The sequence below is a fragment of the Kitasatospora sp. NPDC051914 genome (genome assembly GCF_040680995.1).
Classification (GTDB): Bacteria; Actinomycetota; Actinomycetes; order Streptomycetales; family Streptomycetaceae; genus Kitasatospora.
This window is the reverse complement of the sequence record NZ_JBFAXX010000105.1, coordinates 1-17464: the sequence shown is the minus strand read 5'-3', so window position 1 is coordinate 17464 and position 17464 is coordinate 1. Positions and strand designations below refer to the sequence as shown.

15 protein-coding genes are annotated in these 17464 nt (G+C 71.6%); 3 read left to right on the top strand and 12 right to left on the bottom strand.

Going from position 1 to position 17464, the window contains the following annotated elements:
• Positions 1-309 precede the first annotated feature (309 nt).
• Positions 310-1017 carry a FadR/GntR family transcriptional regulator gene (locus tag AB0M03_RS37525; RefSeq protein WP_363500585.1) on the top strand — a complete coding sequence of 236 codons (708 nt, stop codon included), beginning with the start codon at positions 310-312 and terminating at the stop codon, positions 1015-1017.
• Between the two features lie 31 nt (positions 1018-1048).
• Here AB0M03_RS37525 and AB0M03_RS37520 read toward each other — a convergent pair whose 3' ends face one another.
• Positions 1049-3031 carry a TIM-barrel domain-containing protein gene (locus tag AB0M03_RS37520; protein ID WP_363500582.1) on the bottom strand — a complete coding sequence of 661 codons (1983 nt, stop codon included), beginning with the start codon at positions 3029-3031 and terminating at the stop codon, positions 1049-1051.
• Between the two features lie 718 nt (positions 3032-3749).
• On the opposite strand from AB0M03_RS37520, the gene AB0M03_RS37515 reads away from it, so the two are divergent.
• Positions 3750-6440, top strand: a complete 2691-nt coding sequence (locus tag AB0M03_RS37515) for an RICIN domain-containing protein (protein ID WP_363500579.1) — start codon at positions 3750-3752, stop codon at positions 6438-6440.
• Between the two features lie 100 nt (positions 6441-6540).
• A complete protein-coding gene (locus AB0M03_RS37510; RefSeq protein ID WP_363500578.1) occupies positions 6541-7647 on the top strand; it encodes a ricin-type beta-trefoil lectin domain protein in 1107 nt (368 codons plus the stop codon).
• A gap of 25 nt (positions 7648-7672) precedes the next feature.
• Here the strand turns inward: AB0M03_RS37510 and AB0M03_RS37505 are convergent, their stop codons facing one another.
• The 11 genes from AB0M03_RS37505 to AB0M03_RS37455 all read right to left on the bottom strand — a co-directional run.
• Positions 7673-8380: a FadR/GntR family transcriptional regulator gene (locus tag AB0M03_RS37505; RefSeq protein WP_363500575.1), complete on the bottom strand. Its 708-nt coding sequence runs from the start codon at positions 8378-8380 to the stop codon at positions 7673-7675.
• Positions 8381-8394: 14 nt separating this feature from the next.
• Entirely contained in the window at positions 8395-9051 is a 657-nt protein-coding gene (locus tag AB0M03_RS37500; RefSeq protein WP_363500572.1) for a lactate utilization protein C, read from the bottom strand.
• Positions 9038-10489, bottom strand: a complete 1452-nt coding sequence (locus AB0M03_RS37495; RefSeq protein ID WP_363500568.1) for a LutB/LldF family L-lactate oxidation iron-sulfur protein — start codon at positions 10487-10489, stop codon at positions 9038-9040. The genes AB0M03_RS37500 and AB0M03_RS37495 overlap by 14 nt, the downstream gene beginning before the upstream one ends.
• Positions 10486-11226, bottom strand: a complete 741-nt coding sequence (locus tag AB0M03_RS37490; RefSeq protein ID WP_363500565.1) for a (Fe-S)-binding protein — start codon at positions 11224-11226, stop codon at positions 10486-10488. The genes AB0M03_RS37495 and AB0M03_RS37490 overlap by 4 nt, the downstream gene beginning before the upstream one ends.
• Positions 11226-12215, bottom strand: coding sequence for an aldo/keto reductase (locus tag AB0M03_RS37485; RefSeq protein ID WP_363500562.1), 990 nt, complete (start codon positions 12213-12215; stop codon positions 11226-11228). The genes AB0M03_RS37490 and AB0M03_RS37485 overlap by 1 nt, the downstream gene beginning before the upstream one ends.
• 2 nt (positions 12216-12217) lie before the next feature.
• Positions 12218-12982, bottom strand: coding sequence for an SDR family oxidoreductase (locus AB0M03_RS37480; RefSeq protein WP_363500559.1), 765 nt, complete (start codon positions 12980-12982; stop codon positions 12218-12220).
• Between the two features lie 112 nt (positions 12983-13094).
• Positions 13095-13946, bottom strand: a complete 852-nt coding sequence (locus AB0M03_RS37475; RefSeq protein ID WP_363500556.1) for a fumarylacetoacetate hydrolase family protein — start codon at positions 13944-13946, stop codon at positions 13095-13097.
• A 132-nt stretch (positions 13947-14078) separates the two neighbouring features.
• On the bottom strand, positions 14079-15077 hold the full coding sequence (locus AB0M03_RS37470) for an aldo/keto reductase (protein WP_363500553.1): 999 nt from the start codon (positions 15075-15077) through the stop codon (positions 14079-14081).
• 35 nt (positions 15078-15112) lie between these two features.
• Complete coding sequence (locus AB0M03_RS37465; protein WP_363500550.1) at positions 15113-16150, bottom strand: sugar kinase; 1038 nt, start codon at positions 16148-16150, stop codon at positions 15113-15115.
• Positions 16147-16776, bottom strand: a complete 630-nt coding sequence (gene eda / locus AB0M03_RS37460) for a bifunctional 4-hydroxy-2-oxoglutarate aldolase/2-dehydro-3-deoxy-phosphogluconate aldolase (RefSeq protein WP_363500547.1) — start codon at positions 16774-16776, stop codon at positions 16147-16149. The genes AB0M03_RS37465 and eda overlap by 4 nt, the downstream gene beginning before the upstream one ends.
• Positions 16773-17464: SDR family oxidoreductase (locus AB0M03_RS37455; RefSeq protein WP_363500544.1), on the bottom strand; the 692-nt coding region annotated here is incomplete at its 5' end. The genes eda and AB0M03_RS37455, both read right to left, overlap by 4 nt.

The window sequence follows — 17464 nt, the reverse complement described above, 5'->3', positions numbered from 1 at the left end:
CGGCCCGCGCCCTGGCCTCGGACGCCGCCGCCTACGTCCACGGCACCGTCCTCCCCGTCGACGGCGGATGGCCGGGCCGATGAGCCGGCATCCGGTACTTCGACACGGCACCGCACCACGGGCTCGGCCGCGCCCGGCCGATCGGCGAGGTCCGTGCGGCGCACGGCACGACGTCTCCGCAGCAGCGGTCGCGTGCCCGTGCAGCCGCCCCAGTATCATCAACGTCACCCTCGGCTGGGACGATCTCCGCGCCCGGGAACTCATCAGGTCGGACGTGCCTGCGGCTGACAGGCCCGGAAGGAGTGCGCGGTGTCTCTGACGGACAAGGCGATCGCGCAGATCCGGGAGCTGATCCGCAGCGGAGCGCTGCCACCGGGCTCGAAGCTCCCGCCGGAGCAGGAGCTGGCCGCCCAGCTCGGTCTCTCCCGCAACCTCGCCCGGGAGGCCGTCAAGGCGCTGGCCGTCGCCCGGGTCCTGGAGGTCCGTCGGGGCGACGGCACCTACGTGACCAGCCTGCAGCCGAGCCTGCTCCTGGAGGGGCTCGGCGGCGCGGTGGAGCTGCTGCAGGGCGACTCCGCCGCGGTGCAGGACCTCTTCGAGGTGCGGCGGCTGCTGGAGCCGGTCGCCACCGCGCTGGCCGCCACCCGGATCTCGGACGAGCAGCTGGCCGAGGTCGAGCGGCACCTGGAGGCCATGCGCGCAGCCCGTGACGACGTGGAACTGCTCAACGCCCACGACGCCGCGTTCCACCGCGCCGTCATCGCGGCCACCGGCAACGAGACCCTGCTCACGCTTCTGGAGGGCATCTCCGGGCGTACGCTGCGCGCCCGCACCTGGCGCGGTCTGGTCGACGCCCAGGCCTCGGCGCGGACCATCGCCGAGCACGAGGCGATCTTCCGGGCGCTGTCGATCCGCGACGCCTCCCTCAGCCAAGCCGCCGCGTTGATGCACGTCAGCAACATCGCCCTGTGGCTGAGCGAGCACCTGCATTCCGGAGAAGCCCTCCCCTGGGCGTGAAAGCCCGGAAGTGACCCGGTCGGCCGCTGGGTCAGCGGACCGCGTGCGCGACGGCGGCCCCCTCGCGCACGAAGACGGGAATGCGCTCCAGTGGGGCGTCGGCGTCGAGCGTCGTGCCGCCTTCGGACACCCCTCCGCCGGCCGGGTCCAGCCAGCGTGCTCCGGACGGCAGGTACACCTGGCGGGTGCGCGCGCCTGCCCGGTACACGGGTGCCACCAGGAGGTCGGGGCCGAGCAGGAACTGGTCGTCGACGTCCCAGGCGTGCCGGTCCTCGGGGAAGTCGAGGAACAGCGGGCGCATCGGAGGGGTGCCGGTGCGGTGCGCCTCCTCGGACAGCGCGCGCAGGTACGGGCGCAGCCGCTCGCGCAGCAGCAGGTGGTCGCGGAGGATGCCGTATGCCTGCTCGCCGTACGACCAGACCTCGTTCGGCCCGCCGGTCATGTCCGTCGAGAAGGCCGGGTGGTTGGGCACGCGGTCGCCGTGCAGCCGCATGACGGGGCTGAAGGTGCCGTACTGGAACCACCGGATCAGCAGTTCGCGGTACGCGGGATCGTCCGGGTCGCCGCCGAAGAAGCCGCCGATGTCGGTGTTCCACCAGGGGATGCCGCTCATCGCGACGTTCAGGCCGGCCCTGATCTGGCGGGCGAGGGAGTCGAAGGTGGTCGGGATGTCGCCCGACCACAGCAGGGCCCCATGGGCCTGGCTGCCCGCCCAGGCGGAGCGGATCAGCGACAGCGGCCGGTCCTCCCCCGCCGCACGCAGGCCGTCGGCCACCGCGCGGGCGTGCTCCAGCGGGTAGAGGTTCGCCGCCTCGGCGGCCGGCCCGGCGGCGTAGACGGCGCGCCCGGCGAGGTCCGGGGGAAGGTCGGGTTCGCAGGCGTCCAGCCAGAAGCAGGCCACCCCGTGCGAACGGTAGTTGTCGTTCAGCCGCTGCCACAGGGCGGAGCGTGCCGCGGGGCCGGTGGCGTCGTAGTACGCCATCGGCCGGATCAGCTCGTCCCCGCTGTACCGGGACGGCCACGGGAAGGTGAGCAGGCCGCCGGCCGCGTCCCGGACGAGGTGTCCGGCCGAGCGGAGCTCGTCGTAGGTGTCGCTGCCGGGCTCGACGGTGGGCCACACCGAGACGGCGAGCTTCACTCCGAGGCCCTCCAACTCCTCCACCATGGCCGAGGGATCGGGCCACTCGCTCTGCTCGAAGCGCCAGTCGCCCATCCGGGGCCAGTGGAAGAAGTCGCAGACGATGACGGACAGCGGCAGTCCGCGTGCCTGGTACTCCCTTGCCACGGACAGGAGTTCGTCCTGAGTGCGGTAGCGCAGCTTCGACTGCCAGAAGCCGGACGCCCACTCGGGGAGCAGCGGCGGTCGTCCGGTGGCCAGGGTGTAGGCGTCCAGGATCTGGGCCGGGGTGTCGCCGGCGGTGATCCAGTAGTCGATGCGCCCGCCGCCGTCGGCGGTCCACCGGGTGAGGTCGGCGCCCAGTTCGACCCGGCCGGTGGCGGGGTTGTTCCACAGCAGCCCGTAGCCGCGCGAGGAGTGCAGAAAGGGTACGGCCGCGACGGTGTTGCTCTGGACGAGGTCGACCCCACAGCCCTTCTGGTCCAGGCGCCCGTTCGGGTGCTGCCCCAGGCCGTGCAGCCGCTCGCCGTCGTACGCCTCGAAGGCCTGTTCCGTCCGGCCGTCCGCCGCGTGCAGACGAGCCCCGGCGTGGTGCGCCGACGGGCGCTTCTCAGCCAGGAGTTCGTGCCCCGAGTCGGCGTGGCAGAACCGCAGCCGGCCGTCCGCCGAGGCCTCGACCCCGATGCGGCCGTTGACCAGGCGGGCGGTGCCGCCGTCCGAGACGGAGAGTTCGGCTCGCGGGGAGGGCGGGGGCGCCCCCAGCGCGCCGGGGGCAGCTGGGTCGACGGTCCCGGCCGAGGCCCTGACCCGGACGGCATGCGCACCCCAGGGCTCGATGCGGAGGACCTCTTCGGCGGTGTGGCGCTCCAGGCCGCCGGCGCGGATGCTGTACGACAAGACGGTTCCCCTGTTCTTCTCGATCTCCGCAGCAGGAGCGACGACCCGGGGCCGGCGGTGGAGTCGGCGGACATCCGGCGGCAGAACGCGAGGTGGCTGTCCCCGTGGCCGCGCGGGGTGGACTCCACGACCGGCAGCGGGGCCGGGTGGAGCCGGCGGCGCACCGCTCGACGCCGGAGCGCCTGGCCTGAAGTCCGGTCGCGTGCCCGCAGTCTAACCGGACATCAGGCCGCCGCCGGGCCCGATGCCGCCGCCGGGACCGGCTCGGCGGCGGGGTCGCCCCGGACGCCCGCCCGCGGTCGATCAGCCCGGTGGCTCCGGCCTGCCCGGCCTCACCAGGGCGAATGAGGGATGCCGCCCGGCCCGGCCTGGGGGCAGTGACCCCGGCGAGGACTGGCCGCCTTCGGCCACCGCGCAGGCCTGCGGCGTCAGCGCCTCCCGCTCGGGACATGCTCCACGTGATGTTGAGGATTGACGAGAGCAGCGTGAGCGCTGGATGAGTACTACTCATGACCGTCTGCATGTACACATCCGACGCGACACGACCTGCGAATCAGCCTCATGACCTGCTGTTATCTCCGGCCGACCCCATAGGCCCACATGTCAGGCGTATTTCAGCGATGAAAAATAGGGATGTCTATCGTCTTGACAGTGGCGCCAGTCCGGCTCGATAAATGCAACTCATAAGCCACCGGGGCTTGGAGGAGGAACACCACAGATGAGACCCCGACGGATCGGTGCGGTGACGGTCAAGGCGATGGCAGCGGCAGCCGTCGCCCTCGCGGCCACGCTGCCCGCCCAACCCGCCTACGCGGCCGCGACGAACTTCTACGTCGACCCCGTCAACGGCAACGACAGCAACTCCGGCACCAGCACCGCATCAGCGTTCAGGACCGTCCAGGCCGCCCAGAACGCGGTCCGGGCGATCAACGCGAACATGGCCGACGACATCGTCGTGAACCTGCGCGGAGGCACCTACACCCTCACCGGTCCCGTCACCTTCGGTACCGCCGACTCGGGCACCAACGGCCACACGGTCGTCTACCAGGCGTACAACGGTGAGACGCCGGTGATCAGCGGCGGCAAGCAGATCACCGGCTGGACCGCGACGGCCAACGGCGAGTACAAGGCGTCCATCGGCTCCACCAACTTCCGGCAGCTGTACGTCAACGGGGTCCGCGCGACCCGGGCCCGCTACCCCGACGCCGGCACCGACTTCCAGCTGCAAGGCAGCGACAAGACCAACAAGCTGCTGAAGGTGCTCAGCTCGCAGGTCTCCACCTGGTCCAACCTCAACCAGGTCGAGATGATGCTGGAGACGCAGTGGGGCGAGAACTACCTGCGGCTGAAGTCGATCAGCACCTCGGGCGGCACCGCCAACGTGTCCATCCAGGACCACGAGGCGGGCATCCTGTTCCAGCGCCCGTGGCCGCAGCTCGCCGACGGCTCCCCGCTGCACTTCGAGAACGCCCACGAGTTCCTCAACGAGCCGGGCGAGTTCTACGTCGACACGGCCGCGCAGACCGTCTACTACAAGCCCCGCCCGGGCGAGGACATGTCCACGGCCGCCGCGCAGGCGCCGACCGTCCAGACGCTCTTCGACGTCAAGGGCACCAGCCTCAACAGCCCTGCCCACGACCTGCGGTTCTCCGGGATCACCTTCGCCCGGACCACCTGGATGGAACCGACCAACAACGGCTACCTCAACGGCCAGGGCGGCAACTACAACATCTCGGCCGACACCAACAACAACCAGTACGTCGGTCGTCCACCGGCCGGTGTCCAGGCCGCCTACGCCGATCGCGTCTCCTTCACCGACAACACCTTCACGCAGATGGGCTCCACCGCCCTCGACCTGTCCCACGGCGTCCACGACAGCAGCGCCATCGGCAACCACCTCTACGACATCGCCGGCAACGGCATCATGGTCGGCAAGTTCTCCGACCCGACCGTGGAGTTCCACACCGTCTACAACCCGCCCACCACGCCGGCCGGTGAGGACGCCCGCGAGGTGGTCAAGAACGTCACCGTCAAGAACAACCTGATCACCCGGATCGGTCAGGACTACCTCGGAACGGCGGGCGTCAACGCGGGCTTCGTCAACAGCACCACCATCGACCACAACGACATCTCCGACACTCCGTGGGCCGGCATCTCGCTCGGCTGGGGCTGGCAGTCGGCGGCCAACGCCGAAGGCAACAACAGCGTCAGCTACAACCGGATCGGCAACGTGATGAACCGGCTCTGCGACTCCGCCGCCATCTACCACCTCTCGAACGACCCGGGCACGGTCTTCAACGGCAACTACATCCACGACGTGGTGCGAGGCCCGGCCGCCTGCGGCTCGGCCGTGGCCGGCCTCTACACGGACGAGGGGTCGGACAACATGACCCTCTCGAACAACGTCCTGTCGCACACCGACGGATTCATCAACCAGAACCGCAACGGCTCCAACGTCACGCTCACCAACAACACCACGTCCGGCGACACGGTCATCAAGGCCTCCGGCCTGGAGTCCGCGTACCAGTGGATGACCGCGCGGCCCAACCTCGCCCACAACAAGCCGGCGTCCTCATCGTCGGTCTACGGCACCGGTACGGAGCCCTCGAAGGCGGTCGACAACAACGGCGCGACCGGCTGGTCCCCGACCGGCAGCGACACCTCGGCCTGGTGGCAGGTCGACCTTGGTCAGTCCTACCAGCTCGGCCAGTTCGCTCTGACCACCCGTCAGGACCTGGACCAGTCCGCGACCCGCGGCAACTTCGAGGTCCGGGGCTCCAACGACCCGAACTTCGGCAGCTACACCGTCCTGGGACGCCAGACGAGCACCCTGCCGCTCGCCGCGACGCTCACCGGCGACATCGACGTCCGGCAGGCCTTCCGCTACGTGCGGGTCGCCAAGACGGACGGCGCGTACTTCTACATCACCGACTTCAGCGTCCAGCAGAGCGGCGGCGCGCAGGCGGCCTCGACCGGCACCCCGAACACCAACCCGTCGACCTACTACACGATCAAGAACGTGAACAGCGGTGAGGTGATGGACGTTTACGGCGGGTCGACCGCGGACGGCACGAGCATCATCCAGTGGCCGAGCAGCGGCGGCGCCAACCAGCAGTGGAACATCGTTCCGGTCAGCGGCCAGCTCTTCAAGATCGTGAGCCGGAACAGCGGCAAGGTCCTCGACATGAACTACTCCAGCCACTGGAGGGGGACCGCGGTCCTTCAGTACACCTACAACGGCGGCAACAACCAGCTGTGGTACTTCGAGCAGACCAGTGGCGGCTACCTCATCCGCAACTACGAGAGCCGGCAGGTCCTGGAGGTGACCGGCGCGTCGACCGCGAACGCAGCCGTCATCGACCAGTCGATGCCCCTGAACCAGCCGCACCAGGCCTGGACCATCCAGTAATCCGGGTGACGACCCCCTGAACCGCAGACCGTGAGGCCGGAAAGCGCTGCTCTCCGGCCTCACCGTTCGGCTGCTGCGACACGGAGAAGAGGAAACCTGCATGCGCACGTTACGGGCACTGACCCTGATCGCGCTCGTCACCGCCGTTCTCGGGGTGACTGCCTCCGGCGCGCCCCCCGCCTCCGCCGCCACCGATACCCCCCTGCGGGTCATGCCGCTGGGCGACTCGATCACCTGGGGTCTGGGGAGCAGCACCGGCAACGGCTACCGAGGCCCGCTGTGGGACGCGCTCACGGCCGACGGCCATCCGCTGGACTTCGTCGGCACAGTGCGGGGCGGTTCGATGTCCGACGCCGACAACGAGGGCCACTCCGGCTACCGCATCGACCAGATCGCCGCACTCGCCGACGCCTCGCTGACCCGCTACCGGCCCAACGTCGTGACGCTGGAGATCGGCACCAACGACCTCAACGGGAACTATCAGCCTTCCACCGCCGCCGCCCGGCTGAGGTCACTGGTCGACCGGATCACCGCCGATGTCCCCGACGCGACCGTCCTGGTGGCCTCCCTGGTGGTGTCCACCAGCAGCACGGAGGAGCAGTACCGGGCCGCGTACAACCAGGCCGTCCCGCAGATCGTGAGCGATGCACAGGCCGCCGGCAAGCACGTCGGATACGTCGACATGAGCAGTCTCACCCCGGCCGACCTGGCGGACTCCCTGCACCCCGACGACGTCGGCTACCGGAAGATGGCCGACGCCTTCCGCCGCGGCATCCAGGCCGCGGACAGCGCCGGGTGGCTGAGGTATCCGGCCCCCGCCGCCGCACCCGTCCGCTCCGACCTCGCCGGGAAGTGCCTGGACGTCAACGGCGCCGGTACCGCCGACGGGACCGCCGTCCAGACCTGGGGCTGCAGCGGCAGCCCGAACCAACTGTGGTCGGCCTACACCGACGGGACCCTTCGCTCGATGGGAAAGTGCCTCGACGCCGCGGGCCGCGGCACGGCCAACGGCACCAAGGTGCAGCTCTGGGCCTGCAACGGCGGCACCAACCAGGTCTGGCAGTCCTACAACGGGGGCTACCGCAACCCCTTCTCCGGCCGCTGCCTCGACGTTCCGGGCGCCTCCACGACCGACGGGACGCAGCTCCAGCTGTGGGACTGCCACGGCGGCTCCAACCAGCGCTGGACCACTCTGACCGCCGGATGACACCCGTTCCCGCGCGCCGGCGGCGTCACTGCCCGGACGGACCGAGGACCGAGCCGGCTTCGCCGAGGGTGCCGCGGAGCCACTGTTCGACGCCGGCGACGTGGACGGTGGCCCAGGCGTGGGCGAGGTCGGGGCGGCGGCCGGCGATGGCGTCGAGGATGTCGCGGTGCTGCTGGCGGGTGCGTTCGACCGCGCCCTCCTCGGTCAGTCCGCGCCAGACCCGGGCGCGCCGGGTCGGACCGTACAGGCCGTCGATCAGCGAGGACAGGACGCCGTTGCCGGAGCCGGCCGCAATCCTGCGGTGGAACTCCAGGTCGTTGTCGATGAGTTCCTCGAGCGAGGCGTCCGCGCCCAGGCCGGCCAGCACCTCCTCGAGGGCGGCGATCTCCTCGTCGGACATCCGGTCGGCGGCGATCGCCGTGGCGGCGGGCTCCAGGATGCGGCGGACCTCCAGGAACTCCAGGACCGTGTCGTCCTGGTGGAAGTCGACGATGAAGCCCAGCGTGTCCAGCAGGACGTCGGGCTCCAGGCTGGTCACGTAGGTGCCGTCGCCCTGGCGGACGTCGAGGACCCTGATGACCGACAGCGCCTTGACCGCCTCCCGCAGGGAGCTGCGCGAGAGGCCGAGGCGCTCGGCGAGGTCGGCCTCCTTCGGAAGCCGCTCGCCGGGGCGCAGTTCGCCGCTCACGATCATGGCCTTGATCTTCTCGATCGCTTCGTCGGTGACTGGCACGGTCGCCTTCCTGGTCATTCGGTCCCTGCAGCATAGAGGCCCGGTCCGACCACGATGACGTCCAGGGTTCGGGGGCCGTGCACGCCTTCGACGCGGTTCAGTTCGATGTCGCTGGTGGCGGACGGGCCGGAGACGAAGGTCAGCGGGCGGGCGGGGTCGAGGCGGGCGAGGGCGTCGGGGAGGTCCTCGGCGATCTGCTCGGCATCCACGATGCACAGGTGGTGGTCGGGGACGAGGGTGAGGGCGCGCCGGCCCTGGCCTGGGCCCGTGTCCAGGACGATGGTCCCGGTGACGGCGATGCCGACGGCGGCGAGGGTGATCGCGCCGTCCAGGGTGTCGAGCGCGGGGACGTCCAGCGGCTCGGGGTGCCACTCCCAGGTGCCGGGCGGCAGCAGTTCGACGGGGAAGCCGCCCGGCAGGGCGAGCCGCCGGGCGCCGCGCGCGGTGAGCCTGGCAGCGATGGTGTCCGACAGCCCGGCCCGGTCGGTCCGGGTGACGGTGGCGCGGTAGTCCGCGACCCGCTCGGCGAACAGCGCGACCCGGTCCTCGCCGGGCCCGAGGTGGCTGCGCCGGTAGTCGCGCGGGACAGGGACATCCTGCGGCTGCTCCTCGGACGGCACGTCGGCGAGTGCGGCGCGGATCCGGCCGAGGACGGTCTCACGGCTGCTCATGGCTGCCCTCCTTGTTCTTGCGCCACCACTGACGGAAGGACTCGGTCGGCGGCTGCGGGGTGTCGCGGCTGTCGGACCAGCCGTGCAGCGGTCCGGGCAGCCGGCCGATCCGGCCGTCGCGGGCGAGGACGCGGCCGCCGAGGGCGGCGGCCTTCTGCGCGGCGCCCAGCAGGCGCGGGGAGTCGAGCACGACGGCGGCCGCCTTCATCGCCAGCGCCTCCGCCGACCTGCCCTTCGCCTCCACCACCTCGGCCCGCAGGTGGGCCAGCACCTCCGGGATGTTGATCTTCACGGGGCAGGCGTCGTAACAGGCCCCGCACAGCGTGGAGGCGAACGGCAGCGAGGCGGCCGCCTCGACGCCGACCAGCTGCGGGGTGAGGACGGCGCCGATCGGCCCGGGGTAGACCGAGCCGTAGGCGTGGCCGCCGGTGCGCTCGTACACCGGGCAGACGTTGAGGCAGGCGGAGCAGCGGATGCAGGCGAGCGCCCGGCGGCCGCCCTGGTCGGCGAGGGTGTCGGTGCGGCCGTTGTCCAGCAGCACCAGGTGGAACGCCTGCGGGCCGTCGCCGTCGGTGGTGCCGGTCCAGGTGGAGGTGTAGGGGTTCATCCGCTCGCCGGTGGAGGAGCGGGGCAGCAGTTGGAGGAACACCTCCAGGTCGGACCAGGTGGGGACGACCTTCTCGATGCCCATCACGGTGATCAGGGTCTCCGGCAGGGTCAGGCACATCCGGCCGTTGCCCTCCGACTCCACCACCACGACCGTCCCCGTGTCGGCGACGGCGAAGTTGGCGCCCGAGACGGCGACCTTGGCGCGCAGGAACTTCTCCCGCAGGTGCTGCCGGGCGGCTTCGGCCAGGGCGGCGGGCTCGTCGGTCAGCCCGTCGGGGGCGGGGCGGCCCCAGCTGCCCATCTCGGCGGTGAACAGGTCGCGGATCTCGCCACGGTTCTTGTGGATGGCCGGGACCAGGATGTGCGAGGGCCGGTCGTCGCCGAGCTGGACGATCAGTTCGGCGAGGTCGGTCTCGTAGGCGGTGATCCCGGCCTCGGCCAGGTGCTCGTTGAGGCCGATCTCCTGGGTGGCCATCGATTTGATCTTGACCACCTCGCTCTCCCCGGTGGCGCGGACCAGCTCGGTGACGATCCGGTTGGCCTCGTCCGCGTCGGCGGCCCAGTGCACGGTGCCGCCGGCCGCGGTGACCGACTCCTCCAACTGCAGCAGACAGCGGTCGAGATGGCGCGCAGTCCGGCGTTTGATCGCGGCGGCGGACTCGCGCAGCGCCTCCCAGTCGTCCAGTTCCGAGGCGACCGCGAGGCGCTTGTCGCGGATGGTCGTGGTGGCGCGCTTCAGATTGGCCCGCAGCCGACCGTCCTTCAGCGCCTCGCGCGCCGCTTCGGGGAAGGACGGCGAGCCGAGCCAGACCACCCCCTGCCCGGTCATCGCACTCCTCCCTCGGTGGCGGCGAGGATCTCCGCCAGGTGCATGGTGCGCACACCGCTGCCCTGCCGGGACAGACCACCGCCGATGTGCATCAGGCAGGAGTTGTCGGCGGCGCACAGCACCTCGGCGCCGGTGGACAGCACTCCGTCCGCCTTGTCGGCGAGCATCGCGCCGGAGGTGTCGGCGTTCTTGACGGCGAAGGTGCCGCCGAACCCGCAGCACGAGTCTGGAGCCGGGAGGTCGACCAGGTCGATGCCCTTGACCGCCCGCAGCAGCTCCAACGGCCGCTCGCCGAGCCGCAGTCCGCGCAGCGAGTGGCAGGTGGGGTGGTAGGTGACCCGGTGCGGGAAGAACGCTCCCACATCGGTGACCCGCAGGACGTCGGTCAGGAACTCGGTGAACTCGTAAACCCGGGGCACCAGTTCAGCGACCTGCTGCTGGAGCTCGGCGCGGCCGTGGTCCGCCGCGAGCACCGGGTGGTTCTCGCGGACCATGCCCGCGCAGGACGCCGACGGGGTGATGACCGCGTCGTACTCGCCGAAGACCCGGGCGAAGCGCTCCACCAGGGGGACGGCGTCGGGCCGGTAGCCGGTGTTGAAGTGCATCTGCCCGCAGCAGGTCTGCTCCTGCGGGAAGTCGACCTGGTGGCCGAGCCGTTCGAGGACCTCGACCACGGCCTTCCCGGTGCCGGGGAACATGGTGTCGTTGAAGCAGGTGATGAACAGGGCGATCCGCATCAGCCCGTCTCCCCGGGGGCCGGTACGTCCGCGGACAGCAGTCCGCGCTCCTTCAGCTCCGCCCACAGTACGCCGGGCACCGGGTGCTGGAGCATCGCCGCGGCGTCCCGGACCTCCGCGGCACTGCGGGTGCCGACCAGCACGCTCGCGACGGCCGGGTGCCCGAACGGGAAGCGCAGCGCGGCGGCCCGCAGCGGCACCCCGTGCCGCTCGCAGACCTCCTTCAACTCCAGCGCTCGGCCGAGCAGTTCATCCGGTGCCGCGGCGTAGTCGAAGGTCGCGCCGGGCCTCGGGTCGGCGAGCAGGCCCGAGTTGAAGACGCCGCCGACCACCACGCCCACGCCGCGCTGCTCCGCCAGCGGCAGCAGTTCGGCCAGGCCGCGCTGGTCGAGCAGGCTGTAGCGGCCGGCCAGCAGCACCGCGTCGATGTCGGTCTCGCGGACGAACCGGGTCAGTGCCTCGGCCTGGTTCATGCCGACGCCGATCGCACCGACCACGCCCTCGGCGCGAAGTCGTTCCAGCTCCGGGTAGGCCTCGCCGACGGCCTGGTCGAGATGGTCGTCGGGGTCGTGCAGGTAGGCGATGTCGATCCGGTCCAGGCCGAGCCGGTTGAGGCTGTCCTCGATGGAGTGGCGCACGCCCTCGGCGCCGAAGTCCCAGACCCGGCGGTGGGTGGCGGGGACGGCGAAGCCGTTGGCGAGGTCGTCGCCGCCGAGGGCGGCCGGCTCCAGCAGCCGGCCGACCTTGGTGGAGATGACGTACTCGTCGCGGGGCAGGCCGTGCAGGGCGTCGCCCAGACGCCGTTCGGACAGGCCGAGGCCGTAGTGCGGGGCGGTGTCGAAGTAGCGGACACCGGCTTCCCAGGCGGCGGTGACGGCCTCCTCGGCCTCGGCGTCGGTGACCGGAGTGAACAGGTTGCCGATCGCCGCAGCGCCGAAGGCCAGCTCGCTGACCCGCACCGGCCCCGGCCCGAGGATGTTCTGGCGCATGGTCACGCCTTCTGTTCGGGTCGCAGGCGCAGCCCCGCCATGCCGCCGTCGACCGCGAGGGCGGTGCCGGTGACCGAGGCGGCCGCGGGGGAGGACAGGTAGGCGATGGCGGCGGCTACCTCGTCGGCGCTGACCATGCGGCCGGTGGGCTGTCGGGCGTTCAGGGCGGCGCGTTCGGCGTCCGGGTCGGCGGCGGCCTGCAGCAGCCGGCCGACCCACGGGGTGTCGACCGTGCCGGGGTTGACGCAGTTGAACCGGATGCCCTCGCGGACGTGGTCCGCCGCCATCGACAGCGTCAGCGACATCACCGCGCCCTTGCTGGCCGCGTACAGCGCCCGCTGCGGCAGTCCGGTGGTGGTGACGATGGAACCGATGTTCACCACCGACGCGTGCGCGGAACGACGGAGATGGGGCAGGGCGGCGCGGGTGGTGCGGACGATGCCGACGACGTTGACGTCCAGCACGCGCTGCCACTGCTCGTCCGTGTTGTCCTCCACCGTGCCGATCGCGCTGATGCCCGCGCAGTTGACCACGATGTCGATCCCGCCGAAAGCACCGGCCACCGCGTCGACCGCGGCCCGGACCGAGGCGTCGTCGCCGACGTCGGCGGTGAAGCCCGTCAGCCGCTCCTCCAGCGATGCCGGGTCGAGATCGAGGACGGCGACCCGCGCGCCCCGCTCCGCGAGCAGGGACGCGGTGGCGAGCCCGATGCCGGAGGCACCGCCGGTGACCACCGCCGCCAGTCCCGCAAGATCGGTGGCCGTCATGCGTCCGCCCTCCAGTCGCCCGCCGGCCCGGTGGCCCGGACGGAGGCGTCCTGGTACCGGTGGGTGTCTATCGGCGCCCGGAGTGCACTGGTTGCGGACAAGGGTGTGCCTTTCACGCGTTGCGGAACGTCTGGCGCTGGGTGCCGAGGCCGTCGATGGACAGCTGGACGGTGTCGCCCTCGCGCAGGTACGGGGTGCCGGGCAGGCCGAGGGCCACGCCGGCGGGGGTGCCGGTGTTGATGACGTCGCCGGGGTTGAGCACCATGTACTGGCTGAGATAGCGGACGAGGTGGGCGACATCGAAGATCATGTTCTTGGTGTTGCCGTCCTGGCGGAGCTCGCCGTTGACGGCCAGGCGCAGGCCGAGGCTCTGCGGGTCGCCGATCTCGTCCGCGGTGACCAGCCAGGGGCCCATCGGGTTGAAGCTCTCGCAGGACTTGCCGAGGTCCCACTGCGCGGAGTACTCGAGCTGGAACTCCCGCTCGGAGACGTCGTTGCTGATCGTGTAGCCCGCGACGCAGTCCGCCGCCTCGGCGGGGTCGGCGAGGTAGCGCGCGGTGCGGCCGATCACGACGGCGAGTTCCACCTCCCAGTCGGTCTTCACCGAGCCGCGCGGGATCAGTACCTGGTCGTACGGGCCGACCACCGTCGCCGGGTCCTTCATGAAGACCACCGGCCGGGCCGGGATGGCCGCCCCGGTCTCCTCCGCGTGATCGCGGTAGTTCAGACCGACGCACACCACCTTGCCCGGCCGCGCCACCGGCGCACCGACCCGCAGACCGGCGACGTCGACCTCGGGCAGCTCACCGGCAGCCAGCGCCGCCCGGGCCCGCTCGACCCCGCCCGAGGCGAGGAACGCCCCGTCGACGTCCCCGGTCAGCTCCGAGAGGGCGAACACGCGTCCGTCCTCGCCGCGGACTGCCGGGACTTCCTCGCCCGGTGCCCCGATCCGAAGCAACTTCATGTCGAACTCCTATCAACACATCGGATGAATCTGCGGCATCCCGACCATAAAAGTCGAGGCCGGAGCATCACAACGGGTCACTCCGATGTTTTCACTTGCGGATACACCAGATGAATTCCCTGGCCGACGCTGTCAGTCAGCGTCGGAGCCGGAACTCGGCACGTCCGCTCTGACCAGGCCTTCGGCGCGCAGATGCTCCCAGAGGCCCGCGGGGACGGGCCGGCGGTGGAGCTCCGCGTTGCGTTCGACCTGTTCGGCGGTCCGCATTCCCAGGGTGACGTTGACGACGCCGGGATGGGTGAACGGGAAGGCGATGGCGGCGGCGGGAAGACTGGTGCCGTACTGCTCACAGACGTCGGCGATGGCCTGTGCCCGCTGGACCAGGTCCGTCGAGGCGTCCTGGTAGTCGTACTTCATGCCGGACGCGGGCCTGTCGTGGGAGAGCAGTCCGGAGTTGAACACGCCGACCGCGACGACGCTCTTGCCCAGCTCCTGTGCGGCGGGAAGGACGTCGTCGAGGGCGGACTGGTCGAGGAGGGTGTAGCGTCCGGCGAGCATCACCACGTCGGCGGCGGTCTCGCGCAGGAAGCGGCTGAGCATGGCCGACTGGTTCATGCCGGCGCCGATCGCGCCGACAACGCCCTGGTCGCGGAGGTCGGCGAGGGCGGGCATGGCCTCCTCGGCGGCCTGCTGCCAGTGGTCGTCGGGGTCGTGCAGGTAGACGACGTCCAGGCGGTCCAGGCCCGTGCGCCGGAGCGTTTCCTCGATGGAACGGAGCACTCCGTCACGGCTGAAGTCCCACTGGCGGCGCAGGTCGTCGCGGACGGCGAAGCCCTCGGTGTCGACCCCGCAGGGCCGCTCGTTGGGGACGAGCAGCCGGCCCACCTTCGAGGAGATGACGTACTCCTCCCGCGGGCGCACCTGAAGAGCGTCGCCGAGGCGTCGCTCGGAGAGGCCGAGGCCGTAGTGCGGTGCGGTGTCGAAGTAGCGGATCCCGGCGTCCCAGGCCGCGTCGATCGCGGCCGCCGCGTCGAAGCCCGGGGTGACGCGGTACAGGTTGCCGATCACCGAGGCGCCGAAGCCGAGTTCGGTGACCGCGACCGGCGTGTTCTGGATCTTCCGGAGGCGCAAGAGGTGCTCCCTGGTGGTGCGGGCGGGGACGCCGGTCAGCGTCTGACGGCGGCGGAGGCACCCGCGATCAGCGCCTCGACCTCGCCGATCGAGGCCATGGTGTTGTCGCCGGGCGTGGTCATGGTGAGGGCGCCGAGCGCGGTGCCGTAGGCGAGGGCGCGCTCCAGACCGGCACCGGCGAGCAGGCCGTGGATCAGGCCGGCGGCGAAGCCGTCGCCGGAGCCGATGCGGTCCAGGACGTGCAGGCCGGGCATCGAGGGGCCGAGGACGTAACCGGTCTTGGCCGACCAGGCGGCCGAGGACCAGTCGTTCACCCCGGCCGAGGGGACCTCGCGCAGGGTCGTCGCCAGCACCTGGGCCCCGGGGAGCAGACCGGCCACCGAGGCGAGCGCGTCCGGCACCTCGTCGGCGCCGAACCGGTCGGCACCGGGATGGCGGCCCGCCATCCCCAGCGCACCCACGATGACGTCGGCGTGCCGGGCGAGCCGCAGGTCCACCTCGCGGGCACGCTCCGGTCCGCCCCGGCCGGCCCACAGGCTCGGGCGGTAGTTGGGGTCGTAGGAGACGGTGAGTCCGTGGCGGCGGGCCGCCGTCATCGCCTCCTCGGCGACGTCGGCGGTGGTGTCGGACAGGCCGGCGAAGATGCCGCCGGTGTGGAACCAGCGCACGCCCGCGGCGAAGACCGAGTCCCAGTCGACGTCCCCCGTGCGCAGCTGGGAGACGGCGGTGTGGGCGCGGTCGCTGACGCCGAGCGCGCCCCGGATGCCGAAGCCCCGCTCGACGAAGTTGAGGCCGTTGCGGGCGGTGCGGCCGATGCCGTCGTCCGGCATCCAGCGGATCAGCGAGGTGTCCACACCGCCTTGCAGCATGAGGTCCTCGACCAGCCGGCCCACCGCGTTGTCGGCGAGCGCGGTGACCACGGCCGTGCGCAGGCCGAAGCAGCGACGCAGCCCGCGCACCACGTTGTACTCACCGCCGCCCTCCCAGACCCGGAAGGTGCGGGCGGTGCTGATCCGGCCCTCACCCGGGTCGAAGCGCAGCATGACCTCGCCGAGCGCCACCACCTCGGTCACGGCGTCCCCACCTCCACGGCCTCGGCCGTCAGGCGGCGGATCTCGCCGTAGGCGCTGGCGTTGAGGTGTGCGGGCGTCGCCATCCAGCTGCCGCCGACGGCGAGGACCGAGGGCTCGGCGAGGTAGCCGGCCAGCTGCTCGGCGCCGATCCCGCCGGTCGGCACGAAGCGCACTCCCGGGAACGGCGCCGCGAGCGCGCGGAGCGCCCGCAGGCCGCCGATCGATTCGGCGGGGAACAGCTTGACGGTGGTGATGCCAGCCTTGAGGGCGCGCATCAACTCGGTCGCGGTCGCGGTGCCGGGCACCACGGGCACCCCCAACTCCCGGCACTTGGCGACCACTTCGGCGTCGAAGCCGGGAGAGACGACGAAGCGTGCCCCGGCCGCCACCGCGCGTTCCGCCTGCTCCGCGCTGAGGACCGTGCCGGCCCCGACGGCCAGGCCGCCGTGGGCGGCCATGGTCTTGAGGACCTGCTCGGCGTCCGGGGTGCGGAAGGTGACCTCGGCGCACCGCGCACCGCCCTCGAAGAGCGCGTCCGCCAGCGGGCCCGCGGCGGACGGTGCGCGTACGGTCAGCACCGGCACCACGCGGGTACCCGCCAGGACGGAGGCCAGGTCGGCGGTCATCGGCCGAGCCATCCGCCGTCGACGGGCAGGACGGTGCCGTGGACGTAGGCGGCGGCGTCGGAGGCCAGGAAGACGGTGGCGCCGGCGAGGTCCTCGGCCCGGCCCCAGCGGCCGGCCGGGATCCGCTCCAGGATCGCCTTGCTGCGCGCCGGGTCGTCCTGCAGCGCCTGGGTGTTGTCGGTGGCGATGTAGCCGGGCGCGATGGCGTTGACGTTGACGCCGTGATGGGCCCACTCGTTGGCCAGCGCCTTGGTCAGTCCGGCGACGCCGTGCTTGGCTGCGGTGTAGCCGGGGACCGTGATGCCACCCTGATAGCTGAGCAGCGACGCGGTGAAGATGATCTTCCCTTGGCCGCGGGCGACCATCGCCGCGCCGACCGCCCGGGCGAGCGCGAACTGCGCGCTCAGGTTGACCTGGAGCACCAGGTCCCAGTCGGTGTCGGGGTGTTCGGCGGCCGGTGCGCGGCGGATGGTGCCGGCGTTGTTGACCAGGATGTCCACCGGCCGCTCCCGACCCGCGAGGTCCGCGCCCAGGGCGCGCACCGCCTCCCGGTCGACGAAGTCGGTCTGGATGGCCTCGAAGGTGCGGCCCGCGGCCAGGACGTCCTTGGCGACGTCGCTGCCGCTCTCCTCCAGGTTGGCGCTGACGCCGATGACGTCCGCGCCGGCCTCGGCCAGGGCGCGGGCCA